This is a genomic window from Chthonomonas sp., assembly GCA_016788115.1.
Classification (GTDB): Bacteria; Armatimonadota; Fimbriimonadia; order Fimbriimonadales; family Fimbriimonadaceae; genus UBA2391.
On the sequence record JAEURR010000008.1, the window covers coordinates 161,972 to 188,553 of the forward strand.

26 protein-coding genes are annotated in these 26,582 nt (G+C 59.7%); 14 read left to right on the top strand and 12 right to left on the bottom strand.

The genetic code is table 11. The annotated features are described in order from the left end of the window. Window positions 1-50: 50 nt before the first annotated feature. Window positions 51-764: a pirin family protein gene (locus JNM85_10200; GenBank protein MBL8088423.1), complete on the top strand. Its 714-nt coding sequence runs from the start codon at window positions 51-53 to the stop codon at window positions 762-764. Between the two features lie 136 nt (window positions 765-900). After that, window positions 901-2,058 (top strand): hypothetical protein, encoded by a 1,158-nt coding sequence (locus tag JNM85_10205; protein ID MBL8088424.1) that lies wholly within the window; start codon window positions 901-903, stop codon window positions 2,056-2,058. A gap of 1 nt (window position 2,059) precedes the next feature. Here the strand turns inward: JNM85_10205 and JNM85_10210 are convergent, their stop codons facing one another. The 4 genes from JNM85_10210 to JNM85_10225 are packed head-to-tail and all read right to left on the bottom strand — an operon-like array spanning window position 2,060 to window position 7,536. After that, window positions 2,060-3,667 (bottom strand): GAF domain-containing protein, encoded by a 1,608-nt coding sequence (locus JNM85_10210; protein MBL8088425.1) that lies wholly within the window; start codon window positions 3,665-3,667, stop codon window positions 2,060-2,062. Next, window positions 3,667-4,890, bottom strand: coding sequence for an insulinase family protein (locus JNM85_10215; protein ID MBL8088426.1), 1,224 nt, complete (start codon window positions 4,888-4,890; stop codon window positions 3,667-3,669). The genes JNM85_10210 and JNM85_10215 overlap by 1 nt, the downstream gene beginning before the upstream one ends. A 4-nt stretch (window positions 4,891-4,894) precedes the next feature. Continuing rightward, window positions 4,895-5,614 carry a fumarylacetoacetate hydrolase family protein gene (locus tag JNM85_10220; GenBank protein ID MBL8088427.1) on the bottom strand — a complete coding sequence of 240 codons (720 nt, stop codon included), beginning with the start codon at window positions 5,612-5,614 and terminating at the stop codon, window positions 4,895-4,897. Window positions 5,615-5,634: 20 nt separating this feature from the next. Continuing rightward, window positions 5,635-7,536 (bottom strand): glycogen debranching enzyme family protein, encoded by a 1,902-nt coding sequence (locus JNM85_10225; protein ID MBL8088428.1) that lies wholly within the window; start codon window positions 7,534-7,536, stop codon window positions 5,635-5,637. A 43-nt stretch (window positions 7,537-7,579) separates the two neighbouring features. On the opposite strand from JNM85_10225, the gene JNM85_10230 reads away from it, so the two are divergent. Together JNM85_10230 and JNM85_10235 are read left to right on the top strand one after the other, a co-directional pair. Beyond that, window positions 7,580-8,422, top strand: coding sequence for a hypothetical protein (locus tag JNM85_10230; protein MBL8088429.1), 843 nt, complete (start codon window positions 7,580-7,582; stop codon window positions 8,420-8,422). Between the two features lie 127 nt (window positions 8,423-8,549). Continuing rightward, the gene (locus JNM85_10235; protein ID MBL8088430.1) at window positions 8,550-9,929 is read left to right on the top strand and encodes a hypothetical protein; all 1,380 of its coding nucleotides are present in this window, start codon (window positions 8,550-8,552) and stop codon (window positions 9,927-9,929) included. A 54-nt stretch (window positions 9,930-9,983) separates the two neighbouring features. On the opposite strand, the gene JNM85_10240 is transcribed toward JNM85_10235, so the two are convergent. After that, entirely contained in the window at window positions 9,984-11,174 is a 1,191-nt protein-coding gene (locus tag JNM85_10240) for an acyl-CoA dehydrogenase family protein (protein ID MBL8088431.1), read from the bottom strand. Between the two features lie 61 nt (window positions 11,175-11,235). Further along, entirely contained in the window at window positions 11,236-11,637 is a 402-nt protein-coding gene (locus tag JNM85_10245; GenBank protein MBL8088432.1) for a hypothetical protein, read from the bottom strand. A gap of 142 nt (window positions 11,638-11,779) precedes the next feature. Between JNM85_10245 and JNM85_10250 the strand changes: the two genes are divergently transcribed. Next, window positions 11,780-12,601 (top strand): PEP-CTERM sorting domain-containing protein, encoded by an 822-nt coding sequence (locus JNM85_10250; GenBank protein MBL8088433.1) that lies wholly within the window; start codon window positions 11,780-11,782, stop codon window positions 12,599-12,601. Window positions 12,602-12,659: 58 nt separating this feature from the next. Here JNM85_10250 and infB read toward each other — a convergent pair whose 3' ends face one another. The 3 genes from infB to nusA are packed head-to-tail and all read right to left on the bottom strand — an operon-like array spanning window position 12,660 to window position 15,937. Next, the gene (infB, locus tag JNM85_10255; GenBank protein MBL8088434.1) at window positions 12,660-14,588 is read right to left on the bottom strand and encodes a translation initiation factor IF-2; all 1,929 of its coding nucleotides are present in this window, start codon (window positions 14,586-14,588) and stop codon (window positions 12,660-12,662) included. 11 nt (window positions 14,589-14,599) lie between these two features. Continuing rightward, window positions 14,600-14,869 carry a YlxR family protein gene (locus tag JNM85_10260; protein ID MBL8088435.1) on the bottom strand — a complete coding sequence of 90 codons (270 nt, stop codon included), beginning with the start codon at window positions 14,867-14,869 and terminating at the stop codon, window positions 14,600-14,602. Beyond that, window positions 14,870-15,937 carry a transcription termination/antitermination protein NusA gene (nusA, locus tag JNM85_10265; GenBank protein MBL8088436.1) on the bottom strand — a complete coding sequence of 356 codons (1,068 nt, stop codon included), beginning with the start codon at window positions 15,935-15,937 and terminating at the stop codon, window positions 14,870-14,872. Between the two features lie 143 nt (window positions 15,938-16,080). Here nusA and folB point away from each other — a divergent pair, with 143 nt between their 5' ends. Then, window positions 16,081-16,443 (top strand): dihydroneopterin aldolase, encoded by a 363-nt coding sequence (gene folB / locus JNM85_10270; protein ID MBL8088437.1) that lies wholly within the window; start codon window positions 16,081-16,083, stop codon window positions 16,441-16,443. On the opposite strand, the gene ispH is transcribed toward folB, so the two are convergent. Beyond that, window positions 16,438-17,385, bottom strand: coding sequence for a 4-hydroxy-3-methylbut-2-enyl diphosphate reductase (gene ispH, locus JNM85_10275; GenBank protein ID MBL8088438.1), 948 nt, complete (start codon window positions 17,383-17,385; stop codon window positions 16,438-16,440). The two genes, folB and ispH, sit on opposite strands and share 6 nt — an antisense overlap. 132 nt (window positions 17,386-17,517) lie before the next feature. Between ispH and JNM85_10280 the strand changes: the two genes are divergently transcribed. After that, window positions 17,518-17,727 (top strand): hypothetical protein, encoded by a 210-nt coding sequence (locus tag JNM85_10280; GenBank protein MBL8088439.1) that lies wholly within the window; start codon window positions 17,518-17,520, stop codon window positions 17,725-17,727. Between the two features lie 23 nt (window positions 17,728-17,750). Here the strand turns inward: JNM85_10280 and JNM85_10285 are convergent, their stop codons facing one another. Then, window positions 17,751-19,286 carry an LPS-assembly protein LptD gene (locus JNM85_10285; protein MBL8088440.1) on the bottom strand — a complete coding sequence of 512 codons (1,536 nt, stop codon included), beginning with the start codon at window positions 19,284-19,286 and terminating at the stop codon, window positions 17,751-17,753. A 115-nt stretch (window positions 19,287-19,401) separates the two neighbouring features. Here JNM85_10285 and rpoZ point away from each other — a divergent pair, with 115 nt between their 5' ends. The 7 genes from rpoZ to leuB are packed head-to-tail and all read left to right on the top strand — an operon-like array spanning window position 19,402 to window position 24,979. Further along, window positions 19,402-19,914 carry a DNA-directed RNA polymerase subunit omega gene (gene rpoZ, locus JNM85_10290; protein MBL8088441.1) on the top strand — a complete coding sequence of 171 codons (513 nt, stop codon included), beginning with the start codon at window positions 19,402-19,404 and terminating at the stop codon, window positions 19,912-19,914. A 9-nt stretch (window positions 19,915-19,923) separates the two neighbouring features. After that, complete coding sequence (gene dnaJ, locus JNM85_10295; GenBank protein MBL8088442.1) at window positions 19,924-21,039, top strand: molecular chaperone DnaJ; 1,116 nt, start codon at window positions 19,924-19,926, stop codon at window positions 21,037-21,039. Further along, a complete protein-coding gene (prmA, locus tag JNM85_10300; protein ID MBL8088443.1) occupies window positions 21,036-21,869 on the top strand; it encodes a 50S ribosomal protein L11 methyltransferase in 834 nt (277 codons plus the stop codon). The genes dnaJ and prmA overlap by 4 nt, the downstream gene beginning before the upstream one ends. Next, window positions 21,842-22,561, top strand: coding sequence for a 16S rRNA (uracil(1498)-N(3))-methyltransferase (locus JNM85_10305; protein ID MBL8088444.1), 720 nt, complete (start codon window positions 21,842-21,844; stop codon window positions 22,559-22,561). The genes prmA and JNM85_10305 overlap by 28 nt, the downstream gene beginning before the upstream one ends. 9 nt (window positions 22,562-22,570) lie before the next feature. Beyond that, on the top strand, window positions 22,571-23,287 hold the full coding sequence (rph, locus tag JNM85_10310) for a ribonuclease PH (protein MBL8088445.1): 717 nt from the start codon (window positions 22,571-22,573) through the stop codon (window positions 23,285-23,287). Further along, window positions 23,284-23,907, top strand: a complete 624-nt coding sequence (rdgB, locus tag JNM85_10315; GenBank protein MBL8088446.1) for an RdgB/HAM1 family non-canonical purine NTP pyrophosphatase — start codon at window positions 23,284-23,286, stop codon at window positions 23,905-23,907. Before rph ends, rdgB begins: the two co-directional genes overlap by 4 nt. Before the next feature lie 7 nt (window positions 23,908-23,914). Next, complete coding sequence (leuB, locus tag JNM85_10320) at window positions 23,915-24,979, top strand: 3-isopropylmalate dehydrogenase (protein MBL8088447.1); 1,065 nt, start codon at window positions 23,915-23,917, stop codon at window positions 24,977-24,979. Here the strand turns inward: leuB and JNM85_10325 are convergent. After that, window positions 24,972-26,573, bottom strand: coding sequence for an NFACT family protein (locus JNM85_10325; GenBank protein MBL8088448.1), 1,602 nt, complete (start codon window positions 26,571-26,573; stop codon window positions 24,972-24,974). The two genes, leuB and JNM85_10325, sit on opposite strands and share 8 nt — an antisense overlap. Window positions 26,574-26,582 lie beyond the last annotated feature (9 nt).

Here is a 26,582-nt window from a genome sequence, read left to right on the forward strand (position 1 = left end):
GCTTTTTCGTGCCCGGGAACTCTTTCGTATGCGTCAGTGTAGAACGGAATATGAAAGTATTTGCAAACGCAACTATTATCCGCGCTGAAGATCGAGGGACCGCAAATCGGGCATGGCTTGTCAGTCACCACTCGTTCAGCTTCGGTCGCTACTACAACCCTGAGCGCATGGGCTTCCGGTCGTTGCGAGTGATCAATGACGACTTCATCGCCGCAGGCGGTGGGTTCGGAACGCATCCGCACGACAACATGGAGATCTTCTCGTACGTGCTGAGCGGGGAATTGGAGCACCAGGACAGTATGGGCAACAAGGAGACCTTGCGCCGGGGCGACTTGCAGCTCATGAGCGCAGGGAGCGGCATCACCCATAGCGAATACAACCCGAGCAAGGAGCAACCGATTCACATGCTCCAGATCTGGATCGAGCCGCGCGAACTCAACACCAAGCCGACCTACGACGACCGGCACTGGTCAGACGAGGACAAGCTTGGCAAATGGCTGCTGATGCTCTCGCCGGATGCCGAGGCAGGCTCGATGGCGATCCGGCAGGACGCCAAGGTTTACTCGACGATCCTCCGTGACGACCAGGCTATTGAGGTTGCCGTTGGGGACGGACGGTACGGCTATTTGCACGTCGCCGACGGTGAGGTCAGGGTTGATGGCGAGGTGCTGAAGGCAGGCGACGCCTTGGAGCTCACTGGCCCTGTCTCGATGAACATGAGCGCTGCGCAGTTCGGAGAGCTTCTTTTCTTCGACTTGGCGTAAGAACAACTTAAGAATCGAAGGTGACCAGGACCGGTGCCCGAAGGGGTGTCCGGTCCTGTGTTTGTGTGGGCAATCTCACGGTACAGTTGGGTGTGAAGTAGACCGAAAATTCGACGGTACAGCAGGAAAGACAACGATGTCCATTAACTTGACCGATTTCGACATTGACCCAATCCGTGGTTTTCTCCCATCCCAGGATCCGCTTCGGCGGCTTCCGGCCGACTTCGATGCGTGGGAGGACTTGGCGCTCAACCTCCCGAAGCGGTTGATGATGGATGATCTCCGCGGCGCGATCAGCCGACTCCCCGATTTTCCGACGCACAAGCTCGCGGACGACCGAAGTGTTCGTCGCGCCATGAGCTGTTTGAGTTATCTGGGTCACGCGTACGTTTGGACCGGCGACGCCGCGCAGACGATCCCGGCGAAACTGGCGATCCCCTGGGCTGCGGTAGCCGAGAAAATGGGGCGCCCGCCCATTCTCAGCTACGGAAGCTACGCCCTCGACAATTGGTGGCGCGTGGACTCTGAGGGCCCGATCGCCTGTGGAAACATCGGCCTGATTCAGAACTTCTGGGGTGGTGCGGACGAAGAGTGGTTCATCCTCATCCATGTTGATATAGAAGCGAGGGCCGCCTCGGGAATCGTAGCCATGCCGGATGCGCTCGATGCTGCAGCGCGTCGCGACGCGCCGGCGCTGGCGGTTCACTTGGGGACTATGGTCCGCTCCCTGGAAGGGATGTGCGCGACGATGCGGCGGATGCCCGAGTGGTGCGACCCCTATATCTATTTCAACCGAGTACGGCCGTACATCCACGGTTGGAAGAACAATCCGGCCACACCCAATGGAGTGGTGTACGAAGGGGTTGAGCAGTTTGGTGGTCAGCCGCAGCTCTACCGCGGTGAGACCGGGGCGCAGAGCAGCATCGTGCCCTGCTACGACGCGCTTCTTGGGATCTACCACCAGGACGACCCGCTCAAAGAGTACTTGCTGGAGATGCGGCAGTATCAGTCGCCCAAGCACCGAGCCTTTATGGAGGTGCTAGAGACCCGATCGGACGTGCGAGACTTCGTGAAGTCCGGGTCAGGTTCTGAAGTTGAGGTCCTGTACAATCGCTGTATTGACCTCATTCGAGAGTTCCGGGCAATCCACCTGGAGTTCGCCGCGAGCTACATCTTCAAGCAGCAGCAGCAGAATGAGAAGAATCCTGCGGCAGTCGGGACGGGCGGAACACCCTTCATGACGTACTTGAAGAAGCACCGCGACGAAACCGCCGATCACGTGCTGGCTCCGTAGACTACTCGCTCGAAGCGCGCGCGAAGACCACCTCGGTGACGGTCCAACCGAGGCGGTCTTCGATGACAAAGTGGCCGCCCAGGCTTCGCGCCAGGTTCGCGACGATCTGCAACCCCAAGTGACTGTGGACCTGCGGATCAAAACCTGGCTGCAGCTTGTCTCCCGAATTGCTGACCCACACTCCCACGTCGTCGTCCCCAACCTCAACAGTCACATGAACGTCGCCTTCGCTGGTCTTCTCAAAGCCGTGCTCGACCGCATTTGAGATGAGTTCGTTGAGGACAAGGGCCACCTGCGTCGCCTGCGTCATGTTCAGACGAACGTCGTCTCCCCGGACCTTGAAACGGATGGTCTTGTCCGGAGCAATGAAGCTCTGCTGCTGGTGGGTGACCAGCGCTTCGGCAATGCTCTTTATCCCGACGTGATCAAGGTCTTCGCGGCTGAGCAAATCATGTACCGCGGCGATGGCGAGGATGCGCCGCAGCGAGTCGTTGATCGCGGCTTCTAGGTTCGCGTAGTGCTTGTGCCGAAGCTGTAGTCGCAGGAGCGACACCACCTGCTGCAAGTTGTTCTTGACCCGGTGGTGCATCTCCTGCATGAGGGTGTTGCGAACCTGGAGTTTCGCGTGTTCGATGGAAACTGCTGCCTGCTTGGCAATGGTCTCCAGAGCATCAACCTCGTCAGGGTCGAACATGCGCACGCGGTCCGTGTAGCACGTCAGTACGCCGACCGCCCTTTCTTGGATCAGCAACGGCACGCAAATCATGCTGCGGAGCCCCTGTTCAACGGCCAAATCATGCCCAATGTACTCGGGATCGCCCTGGACATCCTCCACAATCATCGTCTGCTGTTCGACGATGACGCGACCCGCAATCGATTCTCCGAGTCGAATCGCGCGCTTGCGCTGATACCCCTTGCTGCTTGCTTGAGTGGCACGCAAAACGAGTTCGTTATTCGTCTCGTCCAAGAGCCGGACGGTGCACACCCGGTAGTGGAACTGCTGCGCAGTCATGTTCACCAGCAACTGCAGAATCTCCTCCAGGTAAGGCGAGCGCGAGAGGATGTCGGTCACCTGGCTCACCGCGCCCATCCGGTGGCTAGCCGCTGCGCCTGCCTCGTAAGCGGTTCGATAGGTCGCAAGCAATCCGGACACTGTCGCCGCGAGAGACTCCGCGAGCTGAATACTGGCGTTCCTTGGTTCCCACGGCTCTTTCTTGCGGAAGAAGATCGCCCCGATCACACCCTTGTGGATGACAAGCGGTTCGATGATCGCACTGGGACACCCGGATTCATCGTAGCCGTTGTAGTGCTGGAACGCGGGGTTCTGGCCCATGTCCTTCTTCACGATCTGCCGGACGCCGGACGTCACGACCTTGCCGGCCAAGCCGTGGAGCTTGGACACTCGCATCCTGCGAACGAACTCTGGGGCCATAGTGCTGGCCCGCAGGACGAATTCGTCCTGCTCGACGAGTACGATGTCCACCTCCGCGACGTCGAGCACGTGCTTGCAGAGGTGGGCGAGTTCGCTCAGGAGATGGTCTTCGGACCTGGCTTCTGCAGCGATCCGGATGAACAGGTTCCAGTCGACGGAGCGGGAACCGGTGGCCATCAGAAGGGTCCGATGGCCGTGATACTGACTCGGTCTTCGGCAAAGATCCGTTCTGCCACCCGAATGAGGTCATCATTCGTCACACGGTTGATCTTATCCAAGGTCTCCTCCAGCGGGATGATCCGGTTGTGGTTGAGCTCGTTCTTGACCATTCTGGACATGCGGGCATTCAGGCTCTCGAGCGCCAGGACCATGTTGCCCGCGATCGAACGCTTTACCCGCTGGAGCTCCTCTTCCGGGACTGGCTGCGTCGAAATCTTGAGAAACTCTTGCTTGACGACCGACTGGACTTCTCCCCAAGTCTGGGCACCAGTGCCGCCGTACACCGTGAACAGCCCGCCACCGGTGTAGCTTAGGTTGTAACTGCCGATCGAGTAAACGAGGCCACGTCTCTCACGCACTTCTTGGAAGAGGCGACTGCTCATGCCACTGCCGAGCACCCCATCGAGTACTGCGAACGTGTACAAATCGGGATCGTAGAGCGAACAAGACTCAGTCCCGATGCAGAAGTGAACCTGCTCGACATCTTTACCGATTTCACGCGATTGAACTTTGTTCTCGGGCTGCGTCGCGGGCTGCCCGCCACCGCCGGACGGGAGCGAACCGAGGACGGATTCGGCTTGCTGGAGCAAAGCGTCCACATCCACGCGTCCAGCTACCCCGAGCACAATGTTCCCGGCGCGATACTGCCGGTCCATGTAACTGACAAAATGATCGCGCTGGAAGCTCCGCACGGACTCCGCGGTTCCAATAATCGGCTTGCCGAGCGGGTGGCTGCCCCAGCGTCCTTCGATGTGCAACTCGTGGACGTGATCGCCAGGCTCGTCCTCGCTCCGCTTGATCTCTTCGAGGATGACGCCGCACTCGCGATCGATTTCTTCCTGATCCATCAGCGAGTGGGTCATCATGTCGCTCAGCACGTCGATTCCATTCGAGACATCGTCGGCGAGGACCCGGCAATAGTAGCAGGTCATCTCCTTGTCTGTGAATGCATTCAGCATGCCACCGCGACCCTCGATCGCCTCCGCAATCTGCTTCGCCGTGCGAGACGGGGTCCCCTTGAAGAGCATGTGCTCGATGAAGTGAGTCAGACCCGCTTCGTTTTCGAGCTCATTGCGGCTGCCAGTTTGGCACCATAGCCCCACCGCCGCAGACATGACGCTTTGGTCTAGCTCGATCAAGACGCGTACGCCGTTACTGAGAGTGTACTTTTCGGTTGCCATAGGTTTAGCCGATGATGACGGTGAGGAGGCCGAGCCGCTCGAATCCCAGTTGAACGGTGTCGCCCTCCTGGAGTGACCGCCCGAGGCTCGATTCTGCGAGTCCGGGCGATGCAAGCGCGGGGAGAGCGATGATGTCGCCTGGATTGACGAAGTTCGTGCGAGTTGCCGCGAGGACAGCTTGTGCTGGCGACAGAGTTAGGGACTCCTCGTTTGCGAAGCGCTGTGCTTGGTTGACGATCAACTCCCAGCGCCATGGCAGGTTGCCCGCTTCGGACTCCAACTCTGGAAACTCGTCAATCGTGTGCAAAAAGGGGCCGATGGCAATCGGAGCATCGAGCGGGGACTGACCCGGCACGCGGAACCGCATGACATTCGTGAGGCCGATCATCATTCCGACCGCTTCGCCGAGCTCGATCCGGGTCGCATGGTCGCGCATGACGATGCCGACGCGAGACTCGACTTCAAGACTCGTGACTCCCGCCGGCAGCTCAAACTCGTCCACGGCACCCAGCATCCCTGCCGGGTTTGCGTAGGTGTAAGTGCCATCTGGTTCAAAGACTCTCAGGCTCGGTGGCGTGCCGACGGGTGGCAGAAACTTGATCTTGCTCAGATCGTGAATCCCAATGGCGTTGTTCCCATCGGTTTCGTAGACGCGATTGTCATGGAAAACGCCCGAGCGGGCTGCTTCTGGCTGGTCGGTGAGGAGAAAGCGGCAAAGCTTCATCAGGCCAGAAGGTACCCGTTTCAGCTTCGAGCGCGGGCGACCTCTTCATGTGCGCGCAGCCACTCGGCAACGCTCCATGCCTGCCACGGGCATCCGGCTGGCGAACGCGGGTTGTCGCCATCGTACACCTCGGCGAGCCCACCCAGCCCTTGCTCAACCAGCATCTCGCGAGCCTGGCGAAGGATTTGCCGAGCGTGCTTCACGTCGCCCTCCAGCTTCAGCAGGGCAGTGATGTACGGGCCCATGAGCCACGGCCACACGGTTCCTTGGTGGTAGGCGGCATCAAGTTCAACTACGGGTCCTCGGAATCGGCCATGGTACGCCGCGTCATCTGGGCTGAGTGTTCGCAAACCCATCGGAGTCAGCAAATCGCGCGAGACGACACCCAGGGCTCGTCGCGCACGCTCACCTTTGGCCGGACCGAAGGGAAGTGACATGGCGATGACTTGATTCGGGCGGAGGGATGCGTCATCGGGATCGACGGTGTCGATGAAGTACCCCAGGCTTTCCTTCCAGAATTTCGGTTCGAAGTTTTTCTCCGCGAGCTCCGCTGCGCCACGGTACGTCGCGCTCGGCTTGCCCAGCTTCTCAGCGAGCCATTCGGTCACGCGCAGGGCATTCACCCAGAGACCGTTGATCTCGACCGGCTTGCCATGGCGCGGAGTCACGACCCAGTCGCCGACCTTTGCGTCCATCCAGGTGAGCTGAACCCCCACCTCGCCTTGGCGCAGGAGGCCATCCTCAGGATCCACCTTGATCCCGTATAGGGTGCCTTGGTGGTGCCACTTGACGACTTCCTCGAGTGATCGAAAAGCGCTCTGGGCGAACTCGTCGTTCCACTCGGCCTCCAGCGTCTGGTGGATAGCGTGGGCAAACCAAAGCGTTGCGTCGACCGTGTTGTACTCGGGCTGCTGGCCTCGTTCGACGAAGCGGTTGGGAATGAGCCCCTGTTTCATCTGGCTCGCGTAGTCGATTATGATCTTCCGCGCAACCTCCACTCGGTCGGTGCAAAGGCAAAGTCCGGGGATCGAGATCATCGTATCGCGACCCCAATCCGTGAACCACGGGTACCCCGCAATAATGCCTGTCCGAGTCGGACTCGTAACGAAGAAGTGTTTGGCTGCATCCTTAAGCGCTTCGGTCACGCTCGAACGGAACAGGTCGCTCTCATCGCGGGGACCGCTCCACGCTTTGGCCTTGGGACTCGTCGATGCAACGACGGTCAAGGACTCTCCGGGCAGCAAGTGATCAGTCAACTCGCAAGGGCAGAAGAGGTCGTCGCGCGGATCGAGGCCCCGGTCGGTCTCGCGTAAGTGCTCGAAGCGGTAGTACCAGCCGACCGCCGGTTGAACCTTGGCCCCCTTGTGGTGAAGGTAGAGGGGGATCCCGTCGTGCTCGATGAGGGTGGTGCTCCCATTCGTCCGGATCAAGTGCGGATAGTCGTCTTGCACGCGGAAATTCGAGTGGTAGAACTTGTGCGACACCAGCGGTCGCAACGTAAGCTCGTATCCGGTCGTCCCCGTGTTGGTGTACGTGATCGTGCACGTGTTTTCTTCTGGGTGCAGGCGGAGCCGCTTCTGCAGTTGCATTCCGGAAGCCTTGAAGTTCCAAATCGACTCTTCGCCTACCTCGAACGAGTCGATGAACTGGTACCCCTCGGGGTGGACCGCGCCCGAGTACTGATTGCAGGATAGACCGATCGGATTCCCCTGGCCCTGGATGGAGATTTCCATCGAAGCCAGGAGGACCATGCGTGTCTCGGGGGGCGATGTGGCAGCGACCAGGAGTCCATGGTATCGGCGGGTATTAGCGCCGCTCACCGTACCCATGCTGAAACCACCGATGCCGTTGGTCAGCAGCCACTCGCGCCTTGAAGAGACTTCATAATTGCGGCATTGAGTGGCGTCCAAGACGTATCGCATTGAGATGTCTCATTGTACTTCGGATGCGACTCTTGGACTCTCTATGCCTGAACTACCCGAAGTCGAATCCGTTCGCCGTGTGCTCGCCGCTTGCATGGTCGGGAAGAAGATCACGGAGGTACGGATTGAGGACGACCCCATCGTCTTTCAGAAAGTACCGAGCCGTATGTTGACCGAGGCGCTGATGGATCGGGTCGTCACGGGAGCGGGACGCAAAGGGAAGATCTTCTGGCTAGAATTCGCCGACGAACCGTGGTTCTTCAATCATCTTGGTATGAGCGGCTGGGTGCGTCGGCTCGGCGCACCGGAGACCCGTCTGCTGAATCACGGCACTGCGCCGCTCGACTCGCCTGAGGGCGAGCCCCGATTCCTCAAGTGGCTGCTGACCGCCGAAGACGGTACGCGCGTGGCCCTCACCGATGGTCGGCGGCTGGCGCGGTGCGGGCTGGGGGCGCGTAGCTCCGATGAGCCGCGAGTTCAGCAACTCGGTCCCGACGCACTCGAGGAGTTGCCGCCACTCGAAGAGTTCAGCAGCATCCTCGCGCGTTCAACCGCCCCGATCAAGGCCATGCTGATGAACCAATCTCGCTTCTCGGGGATCGGAAACTGGGTTGCCGACGAAGTGCTGTACGCTGCCGGGATCGCACCCGCGCGCGCCTGTTCGACGCTCGCAAAGGAGGAGTTCGGCGCGCTTCGCAAGGCGATTGTGGAAGTACTTCAAGTGGCAGTGGATGTTCAGGCCGACTCGTCCAAGTTTCCGGATACCTGGCTCTTTCACGTCCGCTGGGGTGGGTCGAAAGGCGCGGATCAGCACCAGGGACAAACGCTCCGGCGCGATCAAGTGGCGGGCCGCACCACCGCCTGGGTCCCCGAGCGACAACGGTAACGAAGTCATACAATCTTTAACGATTATATGGAGGTTTGCTGCAAAAGTCGCAATCAGTCATATACTAACATTTACCGTGCTCTGACACCAGATCAGAGCAAAGTTCACCACGGTTAGGGGGACGATTATGACTAGAATCAGACTTTTGGCGTTGCTCGGAGCGCTGGCACCCATCCATGCAATCGCTGCGGACTACGAGGTTCGACACGACTGGGACCTGCAATTCAACAAGAAGCCCAACGCCGTTTACCGGGGTCGCTGGAGTGCGGTGGCGACGACACACGCGCGAAACACAAGCACGCAGGCGAACGACCGGACAACTGCAAACACTCCGTTCACACCCGCAGCGACTGGTGTGATCAACGCACTCTCGGATGTAGCTGGGGCTCACGCGGACTCTCATGCCGAGTATTCGGCTAACGCAAATGGGACCGGTTTTCACCGGGTGTGGGGCACCGCAACTGTGTCGGCGCCGCTAGGTCGGCGGGCGATTGCGTGGTCGCGCTCCTACATTGCCACGAACATTGGAACGGTCAACGCAAAGGGCAAGATCAAGTGGAAGTCGCAATGGAAGACTGATTCGATTTCTGGCCGAGGTGCGGCGGGGCACGACCCACTGATTGTCCGGTCGATCAACCTGGACACCGATGAACGACGGATCGCTTTGGTCTGGTCGGTCGATATCCAGGGCGATGGTGCGATGCTGTCTACGCTGGTGAACGGCGATCTCTCGTTCGCCGGCCTGGGCGATGGCATGATCCGCATCATCGCTGGACCTTCTCCCTACATCACTTCGCCCACGGGAATACTTGAAGTCCAGTACAAGGGCGGCATTGTGACCTTCTCGGCTGCGACCGGGATGTTCTCTGCAATCGTCGTGCCTTCTTTGGGCTCGGGGGCGAGCTTCACCGGCCACATCGGGGACCCGACGGGTCAGTTTGAATTCGATGTGGACATGGGTGACACGAACATCAACGGATACGACATGGGAGTAGGAACTGACTCTGATGGCACGGCGGATGCAGTAGGGACCGGCGTCCCTACGACGATCGTTGAGGGAAACATCACGACCGAGGCGACGGCCTTCACTTCCTACCTCCCGACCCAGTGGTACCGGTTCGAGGTTCGTCCAACGTCAAGTACGACGGTCGTGGATCGCATTCCGGTTCAGGTGGATACCGTCGGGCACTATCGGTTCCGAAGCACGATCTTGGGCAATGTGTTGATCAAAGTGAAGGCGCCCCAGTCGCTAAGCGAGACGGTGCCAGCAGTCTTGAACAACACGGGAGAAAACACCCTGCCATTCATGCAACTACGTAATGGCGACGCCAATGATGACAACGTGGTCGACTTCTTCGACTACCTGATGTTGAGCGACGGGTTCGAGTCGCAATTGCTGGACGAGCCCTACACCGCGAACTTGGGTGCCGACCTGACGCGAGATCTGCAAATCGATCTCTTCGACTACCTCATCATGTCGAATAGGTACGAAGAGGAGGGTCACTAACGCTTGATCCCGTTGCTTGCGGCCCTTAGGGCCGCAAGCAACGGGGAGCACAACTCAGTCGAACGGGTACGTCGGTAGCGTACGTGCGAGAGGCTTATCGACTCGCAGTCCGAGTTCGTATTCGGCTTGCATGATCGTGTGGATCTCGTGAGTTCCTTCGTAGATGATTGCGCCGCGGGAATTGCGGAAGTACCGCTCGACGGGGAATTCGTCACAGTAGCCGTAGGCACCGTGGATCTCAATCGCCTTGTTCGCTGCATCAAATGCGTTCGCGCAGTTCGTCCACTTGGCCATGCTGCACTCTTGGGTGTGGCGCAGTCCGATGTTCTTCATCCAGCCGACCTTCTGGTACAGCAACCGGCCAATTTCGCGGCCCTGGACCATGCTCGCGATCATCTGCTGAACTAGCTGCTTCGACCCAATAGGCTCGCCTTGGACCTTGCGGTCCATGCTGTACTGAGTGCACGCGTCCAAACATGCGGTGATGATGCCAACTGCACCCGAGGCGACCGTGTACCGGCCGTGATCAAGCGCGCTCATTGCGATCTTGAATCCGTCACCCTCCTGGCCGAGCATGCAGTCTGCAGGAACGCGCATGTTCTCGAAGAAGAGTTCGCCCGTATTGCCAGCGCGAACGCCTAGCTTGCCCTTGATGGCACGGCTCGTGAGGCCGGGGGTGTTGCGATCGACGATGAATGCGGCGTACGGTGCTTTGGCGGTCGTTTCTGCGAGCCGCGTGATGATCAAGAACTGGTCGGCGTAGTCGGCCAGCGAAATCCAAGTTTTGCTGCCGTCAATGACGTAGTGGTCGCCATCGCGGCGAGCGGTGGTCTTCATGTTGGCTGCGTCCGAGCCTGCATTCGGTTCGGTAAGTCCAAATCCCGCAACGCGCTTGCCGGTGGCCAAGTCAGGCAGCCACCGATCTTTCTGAGCCTCGGATCCCCATTGCATGAGAGTCATGGAGTGCAGACCCACGTGGACGCTCATCGCCACACGGGCCGTCGAGTCGGCGCGCTCAAGTTCTTCGCAAACGATGCCGAGAGCGATGTAGTCTGCGCCCATACCGCCATACTTCGCCGGGATACACACTCCAAGGAATCCGGCGTCTCCCATCTTCTTGAGCATGGAAGGGTCGCTTTCGTGCGCTCGGTCGCGCTCGGCGAGGCCGGGAAGGATCTCCTTCTGGCCAAACTCGTAGGCAGATTCTCTGATCAGCTCGTGCTCTTGCGTCAGGGCAAAGTCCATAAACTGGAGTTTACTCGTCGCGCCACGAGCCCCGCGAAACGGGATTAAAGGAGGGAAGTGGTCAATCCTCGATTTCGAGCATGCCTTCAGCGACCCAAGCGCGTGCGAGCTTCTTCAGGATGCGACCTTCGGGATCGGCTTGGATCCAGGTCGTGCCCCATAGATCACTGTGAAGCTGTACGGGAAAATGCTCCACCTCGACAACGGTGTACGCCTCGTCCATGGTGCGTCGGTGACGGAGCTCATGGGAACCTGGCCAGTCCAACAGCCATTCGCGCAACACGGGATATATGCTTCCGTTCGGATCTTCAAACTCCAACGTCTTCGAATAGCATGCGGCTTCAGACCAAGACGCCAACAAAGCGTCGTCAGACATCGGCGCATTCATCGGCGCGTACTCGTCCTCTTTACTGCTGGTCCCATTTAGTACTGTCCCCTCAATAGCGGACCAAACGGTCCTCACGCCAACATTCTATCGTTAGACGGCCGGATGAGCAAGAGCAGAGACGGGAAAATATGAAAAGACATAATATGTATTATCAGAAGTACGCAATTGTCACATTCCAGCCCTTCCCCCACGATACTTTTCCATGAGATGCAATTGTGTGAAGCTTAGTCTTGTCGCCGTCGCTGTGTCGATCGGATGGGTGGCGAATGCCTCGATTGTCACGTTGGGAACTGGTGACGTGCTCGTCGGCAATCGTCCGCTGAATCTTCTGGTCAACGGAAGTTTCGAAGCCGATGCGGGACTCTATCCAAACGGCTCGTACTGGGCGACTGGGACCAGCCTCACCCCGGGCATGTCGCTGACTGGCTGGAGCGCGAGTGGTCAGGTCGGATCGTACGCACGCTGGGGTAACGATGGCGGATCGACGCTAGCGGGGAGTGCACCGATTCCCCATGGCCAAAATGCGCTTTACTTCGGCGCAGGAATCATGGCGGGGGTCTCGCCCTATCCAAACATTGATGTGAACACCGGCTACGTGACCTTCTCTTCGGCTCCGTCCATCACTCCGAAGCCCACGAGCGGGCCGGTGACGCTCTCACAGACGCTTACTGGACTGGTGACCACGGACACCTATCTTCTGGACTTCTGGGCCTCCGGAGAGGACGCCAACACCCAGTCGTATCCAGAGCTGGGCTTCTTCGGCGTCGATCTGACAGGCGAATCGACGCTCTACTTCGCTGCGCCGAACGGTTCCGCTCCGCTTGGAAAGAAGCAACGCTACCAAGTCTACTTCAAGCCTAGCGCATCGACCGTCACACTGACGTTTACGAACTGGGGCCATTTCTTCAACGCTCAGGGGGCTTTCAGTACTGAATTGGTATTGGACGATGTGATTGTCAATCGTCAGCCCGTCCCCGAGCCAGCGACCCTGGCTGCTCTGGGGCTAGGGCTTGCCGTCCTCGTTTGCCGCCGAAAGTAACGGACAAAAACAAAGCCCCGCCCTCTCGATGAGAGGACGGGGCTTTCGCGTACCCAGATCAGTCGTTGATCCGAACCATTTCGTACGCCTCAATCATGTCTCCCTCAGCAAAGGCTGCCCACGTTTCGAACGTGATACCGCACTCCATTCCCATGGTGACTTCCTTGACGTCGTCCTTCAGGTGCTTGAGAGAACCGATGGTTCCCTCGTGGACAAGCTCCTTCCCTCGCGTTACGCGGCATTTTGCGTTTCGGACGACCTTGCCGTCCGTGACGTAGCAGCCAGCGATGATGCCTTTGCGACCGAACTGGAATCGGACGCGGATCTCAACCGTGCCGAGATAGTTCTCCTCGTACTTCGGTTCGAGCATGCCCTTGACTGCGCGCTCGATATCCTCAATGAGTTCGTAGATGATCCGGTACTGCCGGATTTCCACACCCTTCCTCTCGGCTTCGTTCTTGGCGTTCCCTTCCGGTTTGGAGTTGAATCCGATCACGATGGCATCGGCAGCCGAGGCGAGCAGGATGTCGCTTTCCGTGATCGAGCCGACGGCAGAGTGAATGACCTTCACTTGGACTTCATCGTTCTCGATCTTCTCGAGCATGCCACGGACAGCTTCAACACTTCCCTGCACGTCGGCCTTCACGACCAAGTTCAAGTCCTTGATTTCGCCGGTGACGAGCTGATTCTTGAGATCCTGGAACGTGCGGCGCTTGACTTGCCCGCTCAAACTCTTGCGACGTGCTTCGTCGGCTCGTTCAGTGGCGATTGCGCGCGCAGATCGCTCGTCCTCGGCGGGCTCAACTTTGTCACCCGCGGTGGGTACATCGTCGAGACCAAGGATCTCGGCGGGCATCGACGGACCGGCCTCTTTCAGCCGCTCGCCACGATGGTCTGTCATCGCCTTGATCTTTCCGTAGTTCTGGCCCACAACGACTGCATCGCCGATGCGCAAAGTCCCGTTCTTAACGAGTACGGTCGCAACCGGTCCTCGGCCACGGTCTACCTTCGCTTCGATGACGACCCCTTCGAGGTCCGCATGCGGGTCGGCCTTCAGCTCCATCACGTCCGCTTGGAGCAGGATCATTTCCAGGAGCTGGGGCACGCCTTCACCCGTAAGAGCGGAGACTGGGCAAACGATCGTTTGACCACCGTACGCTTCCGCAATCACCTGGTGCTCGGTGAGCTGTTGCAAAACCCGATCCGGATTCGCACCGGGCTTGTCAATTTTGTTCACGGCAACAATCATCGGCACGTCGGCGTTCTTGACGTGGCTGATCGCTTCGATGGTCTGCGGCATGATGCCGTCATCCGCCGCAACGACGAGGATGGCAATATCGGTGACCTGGGCACCCCGGGCGCGCATCGCGGTGAATGCGGCGTGGCCGGGAGTGTCAAGGAACGAAATCTTCCCTTCTGGCAGGCTGACCTGGTAGGCACCGATGTGTTGGGTGATGCCTCCGGCCTCCTTGGCGGCCACGTTTGCCTTGCGGATGTAATCCAAAAGCGAAGTCTTGCCATGGTCAACGTGCCCGAGGATCGTCACGACCGGCGGTCGCTTCTGGTCGCCCGCTGGCTTAGCTGGCTTCTTGACTGAGGGGACGTTTAGCTTGGGCTCTGGCTTGGCCACTTCCCCGCCCCACGACACGTTGAACCCGAATGCCTTGACCAGCTTCTCGACCACATCATCCTTGAGCGATGTCGTGAGCGTGGCCATGACCTTCAGGTCGCTGACAAGCTTCTTTTGAACCTCGCTTTGCGAGACGCCGAGCGCATGCGCCACATCGCGGAGGGTCGCCCCGGAAGTGAGATTGATTGTCTTGTTCGAGACCGCTTCGCGGACGGCCTCCGAAATCAGTTCAAGGGTCTCCTCGTCCGACTCGAACGCCCCGTCGGAAATCGCGACGCCCAGCTCGTCCAAGACGCGCTCGACTTGACCCGGCGTCGCCCCTAGGGTCTTGGCAAAACTCTCAATCTGTTGCTGCATTACCTGTACACTCACCTTAACTCGCTCCTTAACGCATCGACAATCCAGTCCTGATCCTCACGCGATACTTGCTTGCGCATAGCCCGGGCCAGTTGGCTGGACTTTGCCACCTTATCGATGCATTCGACGCTCGCACACACGTATGCCGAACGTCCGGACGACGCCTTACTAAACATAAGACGGGCCGCCCAGTCTGGACGCACCCGTATCAGAGCGGACTGTGATGCCCTGTTACGACATGCGATGCATGACCTTATCGGATCGGCTGCTGGCTCGGGCAATCATTGCTCCCCGCCTGCTGGCTTCTTCTCGCTGGCTTCCGCCGCCAGCTGGGACTCGCTGCGGATGTCAATTTTCCATTCGGTAAGTCGAGCGGCGAGTCGGACATTCTGCCCGCCCTTGCCAATGGCCAGCGAAAGCTGTCCATCGGGCACCACGACAAACGCACTGCGTGCTTCCTCATCCAGCTTGATATTGTTTACCTTTGCTGGACTGAGCGCGTTCATGATGTAGGTCTTCGGATCATCGCTGAACGGCACAATATCGATCTTCTCGTCGTAAAGTTCGTCCACGATCGACTGCACGCGACTGCCGCGCGGGCCCACACAGGCACCCACTGCGTCTACGCGCTCGTCGGTCGAGGCCACGGCCACCTTGCTGCGCTGACCGGCTTCGCGGGCCACGCCATGGATGACGACGATTCCGTCGGCGATCTCTGGCACTTCCAACTCGAAAAGCTTGCGGAGCAAGTTCGGGTGGGTGCGCGAAACGATCACCTTCAAACCGCGGCGGCTGTCGTCCACACGCAAGACGTACACGCGAATCCGGTCGTTCAGTCGGTATGGCTCGGTAGGGACCTGCTCCCACTTGGGCAGCTCAGCCTCAACGCGGTTGACTTGGATGAAAACAACGGTGTCCTCGCGGCGCATCACGGTACCGCTCACGACGTCATTCAGCTTCTCGCTGAACGTGTCGTGGATCTTGCGATTCTCGGCTTCCCGCAGCTTCTGAGTCAAAACTTGCTTGGCGGTCTGGGCTGCGATCCGTCCGAAGCGGTTCGGGTCCACTTCAACGTCGATAAAGTCGCCGATCTCTGCATCTGCTTTTCGCTTCCGCGCATCCAACAGGCTCATCTGGATCGATGGGTCGAGGACTTCACCCACGATTTCCTTCTGGATGTTGCATGTCCATCCCTTCTTCGCATCTAGGTGAACGGTGACGGAACCGTCACGTGCTGCCACGTACCGCTTGTACGAAGCTGCCAGCGCCTCTTCCAGTTCGTGTACAAGCTCTTCGACGGGAATGTCTCGCTCCTGCGCAATCTGATTGAGGTGTCCAAAGATATCCATGCCTAGTTTTACGTTCCTGCGTCGCGCTCCTGCGACAAAAAAAGCGGCCAATGCCGCCTAGCTCGGGCATCGCAAATTGTAGCGATAGTGTAGCATAGGAACCCGGCCGGAGTCTAGGCCCCACCGTATTGCTGGAACGACCTATGACAGTATTTATACGAGGAATTGAGGTTTACGCCCACCACGGCGTAACGGCCGAGGAGAGAGCGGTTGGTCATCGCTACATCGCTGATCTTGAGTTCGAAGTCAAGGACGGTGTAGCTGGAACGGACGACATCAGCGCGACCGTAGACTACGGCGACGCCGGGATCACCGCTGCTGAGACCATTCAGGAAACGCAGTTCAAGACCGTCGAGTATCTGGCGCACATCGTGGCGGGAAAGCTACTCGATCGATACCCTCAGGCCACGAGCGTGCAGATAAGCCTTGCCAAGCGATTACCACCCGCCCCGCTCATCGCCGAGACAGCTGGCGTCACCCTGCGCATGACGCGCGGCAGTTCATGAGCTTGCCAAGGCGAGCTGGATAAGGTCCCGCGGAGGAAGGAACTTGACGTCTTCCTTTACGGTTTCGAGAATCTCGATGGGCGTCTGCGGCTGATCCTGAATCAGCGCTCCAATGATGTCTTCGACGAGCGTCTCCGGAGTAGATGCCCCACTGGTGATCCCTACCGTCTTATAGTCTGTGCGCCAGTGCTGTTGGACCTGGTCCACGGACAGGATCAAGTGGGCCTCGGCCCCGAGCGACTCGGCCACTTCCCTCAGTCGATTTGAGTTGGAGGAAGTTTGGCTCCCGACGACAATGACAAGATCGCACTCTCCAGCCATGCGGCGAACGGCGGCTTGTCGGTTTGTCGTGGCGAAGCAAATGTCCTCTTTGGCCGGAGTATCCAGGTGCGGGAAACGACGCTTCAGAACCGCCATCGTGGCCTGCACCTCATCGACGCTCAAGGTCGTCTGAGTAAGCACTGCCAGCTTCTCATGGTCGGGAATCTGAAGCTCTTCTGCTTCCTCCGGAGTCTCGACCAGATACATCCGTCCCGGTGCCTCGCCCATCGTTCCCTCGGCTTCCACGTGTCCACGATGGCCGATGTAGATGAAGTGGTAGTCCTTGGAGGCGAACCGTTTCGCTTCGTTGTGAACCTTGGTCACGAGCGGGCAGGTGGCGTCGATCACGGTGAGGTTACGCTCCGCGGCGGCGGCTCGAACGGCGGGCGACACGCCGTGCGCGCTGAACACGACCACCGATCCCGCCGGAATGTCTTCGATGTTCTCAACAAAGATGACCCCTCGCGATTCAAAGCTGCGCACGACGTACTCGTTGTGCACGATCGCGTGCCGCACGTACACGGGTGCTCCGTGAATCTTGAGGGCCAGGTCCACAACTTCGATCGCAAAGGCGACTCCAGCGCAGAACCCTCGTGGCGCGGCGAGCAGGATCTTTTCCACGCTGAAGATTGTACCGGACCGACATCTGCCGCTCTGAAACTGCGCGCCTTACCTGGTTCCGGGCGGCCTGATCACGGAACTTGATCGGTACCGGCGGACACGCTGGACATACTTGAGAGGGAAACTCAGAAAATGCTGATCTCTGATGCAAAGACGTTTGTTGGGCTCGTTGTCGATCTAACCTACACGAATCGCCGAGGCGAGGAAGTCAACGAGATTGCCGAGGTGTTCGATGTCAACTTTGTGCCGATGTACGGCCCGTGCTTGATCACCGATATCGGCGACATTCGACTCGACCGCGTCTGTGCACTTAGCCGGCTGGCGGAGCAAAAAGCCGCTTAGCAGATTTCGCGCAAACCAGATCCCTACTCCCGCGACTTGGACTTTGCTCCATCGCGGGAGCTTGGTCGTTTCTGGGACCGACTTGTGAGCTTGCCCATCAGTAGATCGATGCGGAGGCGGAACCCGATTCGCGTCTCGCGTGGGAAAAGCCGTGTGGTGATGTACGGTTCAAAACTACCGGCGACAAAGCTGAAACCGAACTCGGTGTCATACCAGTGACTTCGCTTAACGTCGTACTTCATCAGACTCGAAACCCAGATGTTGCCGAGCAGCAGGTCACCCCGAACATGAAGCGCCTCACGTGAGTACAGCCGGTCCATCAAGAACAATGGCGAGCCATACTCCTTCCCGCGAACGTAGGCGGCACCGAGGCGTACATATCGTTGCGGCCTGAACGAGACCCCTGCCTCGCCGCGGATCCAGCCAAACCCGCCATCTCCGCCGCCCGCAGTCGCAAGCGCGTCGGCGCGCAGTCGCAACTCGGCCACTTTGCCAATCTTGACTACTGGCGTCTGGAGCGTGCCATTCACAATTGATCTCACTCGCCACGGAGTCTCGGAGCTCTCGCGAATCTGATGCACCCGGGCTTGCGCAAATGCACCGAAACCAGCGACTCCCCCGCCGTGCTCCGCGGATAGTTCCCACGCTTTGCTCACCGACGACTGATCGGACAGGCGAGCAGACGTCCCGAGGTTCCAACTGCTCAGCACCGTAAGGTTCTGGAGCTCCGAGCGAAGCCGGTTATCTTCATCGGCCGGATGCTGCACCACAATGTTGTTCATGTAACCGTTATTCGCGCGTTCCGCGAGTTCCGTGCGTGGCGTTATGAAACCAGTGGCTTTGGAGGGCGGGACTGAACTGCGGGTCAGTGCGACTTCGGCTGTTGGCAGGGTCGATGGAAATGCGCTGTAGGCCGCGCTCAACGCGAGGTTCTCCCCAAGCAAGAATCCGCTCGACCAGGTAACGCCGAGCCCGGACTTTCGCCGGAACGAAATCGCGGGAATTCGCAAGCCTCCCACACGTTTGTCCAGCGAGAATGTGCTGGTCGGCAGTTTTGGTAGCGGCTTACCGAAGAGAATGATTTGTGGACTTTGCATCACCCCACGCCGCCCCGGAGAAAGCACGATGCGGGCTGAACGTAAGGCGATATCGGGAGTTCGGCGTCCGCTTGGGCTCCCGTACACCCCGAACAGAGTCCACTTCTCTGGGGAGATTTCGACCCGGGCAACGCGGCCATTCATGCCCGCGCCCTTGATGACGACATCCTCGGCGGTCCCGGTCCCTTTCCCCCAATCAAACTTTAGGTTCTTCGTCCAAAGAGTTCCCTCAGGATCCTCCAAAACGACCTCGCCTGTTGCCTCGCCCTGCTTGGTTTGGTAGTTGAGAATCAAGGTCTCCGCGCGCAGCGTCGTGGGTCCGTAGTGCGCGACGACCCCGCCGCGGCATTCGACGATCTGAGTTTCTGCATCGTACGTCTGGGTTCCCGCAAACTCGATCATTAGGGTCGAGTCGGTAGGTAGCGCCGGACGCACCTCGGCGGACACTTGCCGTGCAGCCATCGTGAGGATCTCGGGCGATATCGGGGGCAACGTTGGATACACGTAGCATCGAGTCTACCGCCGCATGCATTTCGTTGCAATTAGGGTTCTCGGTTCGGTACACTATGAAGTTCCGATGACTTCCCAACAAGGCCCCGATCTGCCACTTGCAGACATCCTCAACGACTACGAGTACGGTCAGTTTGTTCTCTCGAACTTGGCTGCGCGCCGAGCAAAGCAGTTGAAGGATGGTGCCCCTCCCTTGGTGCGTTGCGAATCCAATCACCCGATCACGATTGCGCTGGCCGAAATCGCCCAGGGCAAGATTCGACCGATCCTGGGTGTGGAAGAGATCGACTCCGCCGCTGTGGAAGCCGATTTGAACGCCGCCATCAGCGACGAGACCGTGCCCGCAGAATTTGGAATCCTACTTCCTTCACTGGACGAAATCGGACATGACGAGCTCATGGACGAAGTTGACCACGAGGACGATCACGATCCATCTGAGGAACCTGCCGCGAGCCTTACGGACCTGCTCGAGGACGACGTGACCGTCGAGTCCGAGTCCTCCGAAGAGGGCGAATCGCTTTCGTTGGATGACCTCGCCGAGAAGGAGAACGACGAGGAAGATCCGGACGCGCACGACTAAGCACCGGCCATGGCGAAAGATCTCTACGAGGTCTTAGGCGTTCCACGCGATGCATCGGCAGCGGACATCAAGTCTGCTTTCCGCAAGCTGGCGCGTCAGTATCACCCGGATCTGAACCCGGGCAACGCCGAAGCCGAAGAGCGGTTCAAAGAGATCAACCAAGCGTACGAAGTCCTCTCCGACGAGCAAGCTCGTGCGCGCTATGACCAGTACGGTTCCGCCGATCCCCAGCAAGATCCATTCTTCCGAGGCGGAGGCGCTGGCGGCGGCATCAACATCGAGGACATCTTCGAGTCGTTCTTCGGTGGAGCCGGTGGGAGACGCCAACAGGGCCCGGGCCGAGACGGAGATGATCTCCGTGCCGATGCAGCCATCAACCTCGAAGACGTGCTAACCGCGACCGAGCAACGCGTCAAGTACCGCCGGATGGCAGCCTGCCCCGAGTGCAAAGGCACCGGAGCCGAGGGCGGCACCAAGCCAGACACGTGCTCGGAGTGCCGAGGGTCCGGCCAGGTGACTCGAGTTCAACAAACCTTCATCGGCCAAGTCCGCACTTCAACCACTTGCCCAACGTGTAACGGCGAAGGCGTGGTCGTGAAGAACCGCTGTAAGAAGTGTAATGGCCGAAGGCTCATCGCGCAAGACGAAGAGCTAACCGTCACCATTCCCGCTGGAGTGTCGGATGGCGCACAAATGCGGGTCCCTGGAAAGGGCTCCGACGGAGTTTTGGGTGGCCAAGCAGGCGATCTGTATGTCTTCATCACCATCCGACCCGACGAGCGATTCCGGCGCAACGGTACAAACCTGGAGACCGCGGTAGAGCTGAGCTATGCGCAGGCAGCCCTTGGGGATGAGTTTGAGATTGACGGCGTGGGCGAGCAGGTCAGCCTCACCGTCGGCCCTGGAACCCAACCAGGAGAGACGTTGCGGGTACGAGGCTCGGGCCTCCCGCCACTCCACGGGGGAACTCGCGGAGACCTCTACGTCCGCGTCACCGTTCGGATACCGAAGAAGGTGTCTGATGCTGAGGAGAAGCTCATCCGTGAGCTCGCCGCGCTGCAAGGCGAAGACGCTCCCGCCGGTTCTTCCGGTATCCTCGGCGGGCTTTTCAAGAAGAAGAAATGAAAGTCTGGACTCAGATCACCGCAACATTGGATCAAGCCCCCGAAGATTGGTCCCGAATCCACGACCTCTTTGAGCGACATGGCATCGGCGGCACGGTCCAGTCGGACACACCTCCGACCATGAGCGGTTACCTTTTTGAACCCACCGAAGACGAGCTTCAAGCGCTCACCACCTCTCTCCGGGAAGCCGCCGCTGATGTCACCATCTCCGAGGTACCCGAGGAGGATTGGTCCGAAAGCTGGAAGCAGTTCTTCGTACCACGCCGAATTGGCAAGCGCTTCGTCATCCGCCCAACGTGGGAGGAGTTCGCGAGCGGCCCAGATGACCTAGTAATCGTGCTCGATCCGGGTCAGAGCTTTGGCACGGGCGACCACCCGACGACGCGCATGTGCCTGGAGCTCCTAGAGACGCTTCCGGTTCAGGGGGTCAGCGTCGCCGACGTCGGCTGCGGCAGTGGCGTCCTGAGCATCGGCGCCGGCTTGCTTGGGGCTGCAAGCATCCACGCGGGCGACATCGAGGCGTCTTGCGTCATCTCCACCCTTGAAAATGCGGAGCGCAACGGGATTGCGCTGATGGCAGCTGAGAGCAAGGGTTTCGACGATTTCCCGCCCGGCGAGTACGATCTTGTACTCTCGAACATCATTAGCGCCGCCCTCATTCGGCTCGCCCCCGAGACCGCAACGCGCGTCAAATCCGGCGGATCTTGGATCGTGAGTGGCGTCATCGACGGCAACTGGCCCGATGTGCTCGAAGCTGCCGAGCGGGCAGGATTCATTCTAGTGGAGCGCAAACAGGAGAACGAATGGACAGCCGCTCACTTCCGCCGCTAAGGTCGCTGCCGAGGTTCTTCATCGATGGACTCGACCCCGAAGTCGACGACATCGAGATTCCTGAGCACGACCTGAACAAACTCCGTAAAGTGCTTCGTTTGGGCACCGGCGATTTCTTCGGAGCGCTTCCCAACGACGGCACCCTTTGGGTGTGCGAACTCCGCGGCCGTAGCGCCGTCGTTCGTTCGCGCCACCCGCTCGATACCGAGCCGAAGCGCTTTGTTCGCCTTGCCCAGGCCCTGCCCAAGGCGGACAAGCTTGAAGAGATCGTACGGATGGCCACCGAGATCGGAGTCTCCGAGTTCATCCTCTTTTCCGCCGATCGCTCGGTTGTGAAGTGGACGCCCGACAAGCTGGCCGACCGAATGCGACGCCTATCGACCATCGCCCGTGAGGCGGCAGAACTCTCGTACCGTGCCCGCGTTCCCGTCATACGACATGCGCCAAGCCTTGGCGCTGTGCTAGAAGAGTTTCCGGAAGCCTGCGTTCTGAGCGAACTTGCTTCCGTTGAGAAGCCAGCGATCTTGGACAGTGACGACGAAGTGACGCTGGTCATCGGACCGGAAGGCGGCTGGGCACCGCGCGAAGTGACCGCCATCGCCCATCGCTCCATGACATTCGGCCCACGTGTTCTGCGTACGGAGACCTCGGCGGTCGCCGCCGCGACGCTTGCCCTGCTCGTCGCAAAGTAAAATACGGCGATGCGACATGACGGCCGTGCTCCTGACGAACTTCGTCCTATAACTCTAACTCCCGGATTTGCAAAGTTCGCCGAGGGCTCGTGCCTCATCGAGATGGGGGACACCCACATGCTCGTGACCGCCACCGTCGAAGACCGCGTCCCGCCGTTCATGAAGAACCAAGGCAAGGGATGGGTCACTGCCGAGTATTCAATGCTCCCGCGCTCGGGTCGCCAGCGCAACCAGCGTGACACGAACCGTAGCCCGAACGGCCGCTCCATGGAGATTCAGCGCCTGATCGGCCGCTGCCTTCGCACGATGGTAGATCTGGATGCTATGGGCGAGCGGACGATCACTATCGACTGCGACGCGCTGCGCGCCGACGGAGGCACCCGCACCGCCGCCATCACCGCCGCCTACGTCGCGCTGTACCAAGCCATGGATTGGATGGTGAAGCAGCGGATGATTCCGCGTATCCTGATCCAAGAGCCGGTTGCGGCGATCAGCGTCGGCGTCGTCAAAGGCTTGGAAGTGCTCGATTTGGACTATGCCGAAGACTCGACGGCGCACACCGACATGAACGTCGTAATGACACAGAGTGGCAAGTTCATCGAAGTGCAAGGCACCGCCGAGGCCGCACCGTTTACGGCGGAGACGCTCGGCAAGATGCTGTCCCTCGCGAAGAAGGGGATCGGCCAGCTGATCGACTTACAGAAAGAGGCAATCGCCAAGATATGAATCCGGTCCTGGTCGTCGCAACGCATAACCTCAAGAAGGGCGGCGAGATGATCACCCTGCTGTCGGACCTGTTGCCCGGGGTGACGATCCAGACGCTCGCGGATTTCCCGCCCGCCGCTGAACCCGAGGAGACCGGGGCGACGTATGCCGAGAACGCGAAGATCAAAGCCGAGGCCGCCGCTGCGCATACCGGCGAGCTCTGCATCGCGGACGACGCAGGTCTGGAAGTAGACGCGATGGGTGGCGAGCCCGGGATCTACAGCAAGCGGTTTGCAGGCGAGGAGACCCCGTTCCCCCATAAGATGCAGGTCATCCTTGAGCGGCTCGCGGGCGTCGAAGGCGACGCCCGATCCGCGCGCTTCCGATGCTGCGTGGCCATTGCCGCCCATGGCTTGGAGACCCTTGTTTTCGAGCGGACGTGCGAAGGGATTATCGCTCATGAGTCGTCCGGCGCGGGCGGGTTTGGCTACGACCCGATCTTCTTCCTTCCCGAGCGTGGCTGCACCATGGCGGATCTCACAGCGGCCGAGAAGCACCAGATCAGCCACCGAGGCAAGGTGTTGCCCGTCGCTGCGGAAGCCATTCGCGGCATCCTCGCGCTCGCTCCTTCGGTGCCATAATCCGGTTATGTCTCTCACCGTTGCAGTGTTGCCCGGCGACGGGATTGGCGTCGAGGTAACTCAGGAGGCGGTCAAGGTTCTGGCTGCTGCTCGACCCGATCTCTCCTTCCAAGAAGCCGTAGTTGGGGGCGCGGCCTACGACCGCCACGGTACACCCCTTCCCGAAGAGACACTCCAACTTTGCAAGAACGCGAGCGCGGTGCTGCTTGGCGCGGTCGGCGGCCCGAAGTGGGACCACCTTGACCCTCAGGTTCGACCTGAAATCGGCGGACTTCTCAAGATTCGTGCGGAGCTAGGCGTCTTTGCAAACGTTCGACCTGCCAAGGTGTTGCGCACACTCCTGCAAGCAAGCCCGCTCAAGAGCACCGGAAGCACGCTCGATCTCGTCGTCGTGCGCGAACTTACCGGTGGGATCTACTTTGGCCATCGCGAACGATCCGCCGATGGCAACACGGCCCTCGACACGTGCATCTACACACGTGATGAAGTGAGCCGCATCGCTGATATGGCGATTCGCATTGCGCGCCAGCGCAAAGGCCAAGTCACGAGCGTGGATAAGCAAAACGTTCTGGAAACCAGTCGGCTTTGGCGCGAGGTCGTCAACGAACGAGCAGCCTTGAACCCGGATGTAAAGGTCACCCACATGTTGGTTGACAACTGCGCGATGCAGCTTATTCGGGATCCGTACCAGTTTGATGTGATCCTGACCGAGAACATGTTCGGAGATATCCTGAGCGACGAGGCCTCCATGCTCACCGGATCGCTGGGTTTGCTGCCGAGCGCATCACTCGGGGCGGAACACGGTGGCAATGTGTTCGGACTCTACGAGCCGGTCCACGGCAGCGCACCCGACATTGCTGGCCAAGGCAAGGCGAACCCGATTGCGGCGATTCTTAGCGGCGCAATGATGCTCAAATACTCCTTCGGTGACGACGAAGGCGCGGCCCGCATTGAGCGAGCGGTCGACAGCGCGCTGGAGGAGAATCTTCGGACTCCTGACATCTTCACCCCTGGAAATCGAATCGTGACAACGTCCGAGATGGGTGACGCGATCGTCGCCCGGCTCAGCTAATCGGTTGTGTCGGGTCCACGTGGATGGTTTTTTCGTGGGTGTAGGTTGCTAGGCCAGGGGCTGATCCCTTTGGTTTCCGTACGTACTTCTTGAGAGTGTAGTCCACGGCCACGACGCTGCTGTGCTTACTGGAACTGTGCTTCGCAACCACCCATGCCGCGTACCGAATGGCCGCCTGCGGCACCCGGTCTGGCTGATTCATGGTACGTATGATCGCATGCGCGGACGGCCCCCCTCGCACGTGTAGCCACCAGTCGTTCGTCTTGGCAACTCGGCTTGTCAGGTAATCGTTGGCTGCCGTGCTTTCTCCCACCAAGATGGCCCACCCGTCGGGCGTCGCGAGTTCGCGGATGGGATGACCTTCGAACGGCCGCTCGCTTGGCTTCTTGCTCGCTTGGGCGGCTGCCAAGCGGAGCCAGCCGCGTTCCTCTGCGGTTCTCCGGCAGAAAACAAGCCCCGCCAAGTCGGTCTCATCCTGCAAGATTATCAAGCAACTGCGAATCGAGACGAGCTCCTCTTGCTTGCGAGCAAGCTGTTCGGTCACCAAACCGATCGCAGACTTGGCCCGCTTCGCCTTCTGAAAGAGCGCATTGGCGTTCTCTTTGGGGGTCCAGTCGGCGCGGAGCGGAATGACCATCTCGCGACCCTCGTAGTCGAACGCTTGCAACTGGGTGTCGCCAGGCCTGATGCTCGCCATGTAGGCGAGAATCAGCTCCGCTTGCAGCTGCAGACTTCCTGCCCGTGCGGCCGTGTCGCTCGCTTGCTCCAAGTCTTGCACTGCCACCGACTTGGCAAGCTCCGCGCGCCGAAGCTGCGTCACCAGGAACCGCCGCTCTTGTCCACCGAGATCTTGCGTGGCGAGTTTCGAAAACACCGCCTCGGCCTCGTCTGAGAAGCCGGGTAAGGGACGCGCACCAGCAAGGAGCCGGGACAAATCCAGCGGGTACGCCGCCGCGCCGGTGCCGGATGGAGCAAATCGCGATGCTCCAAAAGCAGCCTGCACCGCAGGCAATCCTCCAGCCTCCATCCACTTGCGCAAGAACGGCGAAACTCCCTCACAGTCCGCGGCTTCATCCATCGAAGCCGCGCCTAGGATCGAGGGGCGCGGGCTCAGGGGCGGAGGCAGATACGAACGCCCTGGCAAGATAGGCCGCTTGGTCTTCCCTGCACCCAGCCACTTCGCCGCCGCCGCTAGGTGCCCGTTGCTCCTTACCAGCATGACGTTTGAGTGCTTACCCATGAGTTCGGCGATCAAGGTGAACGACTCCTCGGGCCCCTCAAACTCCAAGTGCGTGATCCGGTCCTGGCCAACTTGCGCCCAGCTGAGCAACGCACCCGGGATCAGGTGTCGCCGTAACTCTTGCCCGAAGGGTGACAGTTCTGTTCCACGCGGGGGCCGCTGCGTACTCCGCAGAACGCGCGCACGTTCGGGGTGCCAGCAGAGCGTCAGCCACGTAGAGGAGCCGGCGTAGAGCTCAATACCTACGGTCCATTCGTCAATCTGAACGACCTTCTGCACCTTTGCAGGCATGCCCATCGCCCGCCCTTCCCAGACGGCGCATGCCAGGCACAGACTATCGAATGGGACCCTCACATCACGATT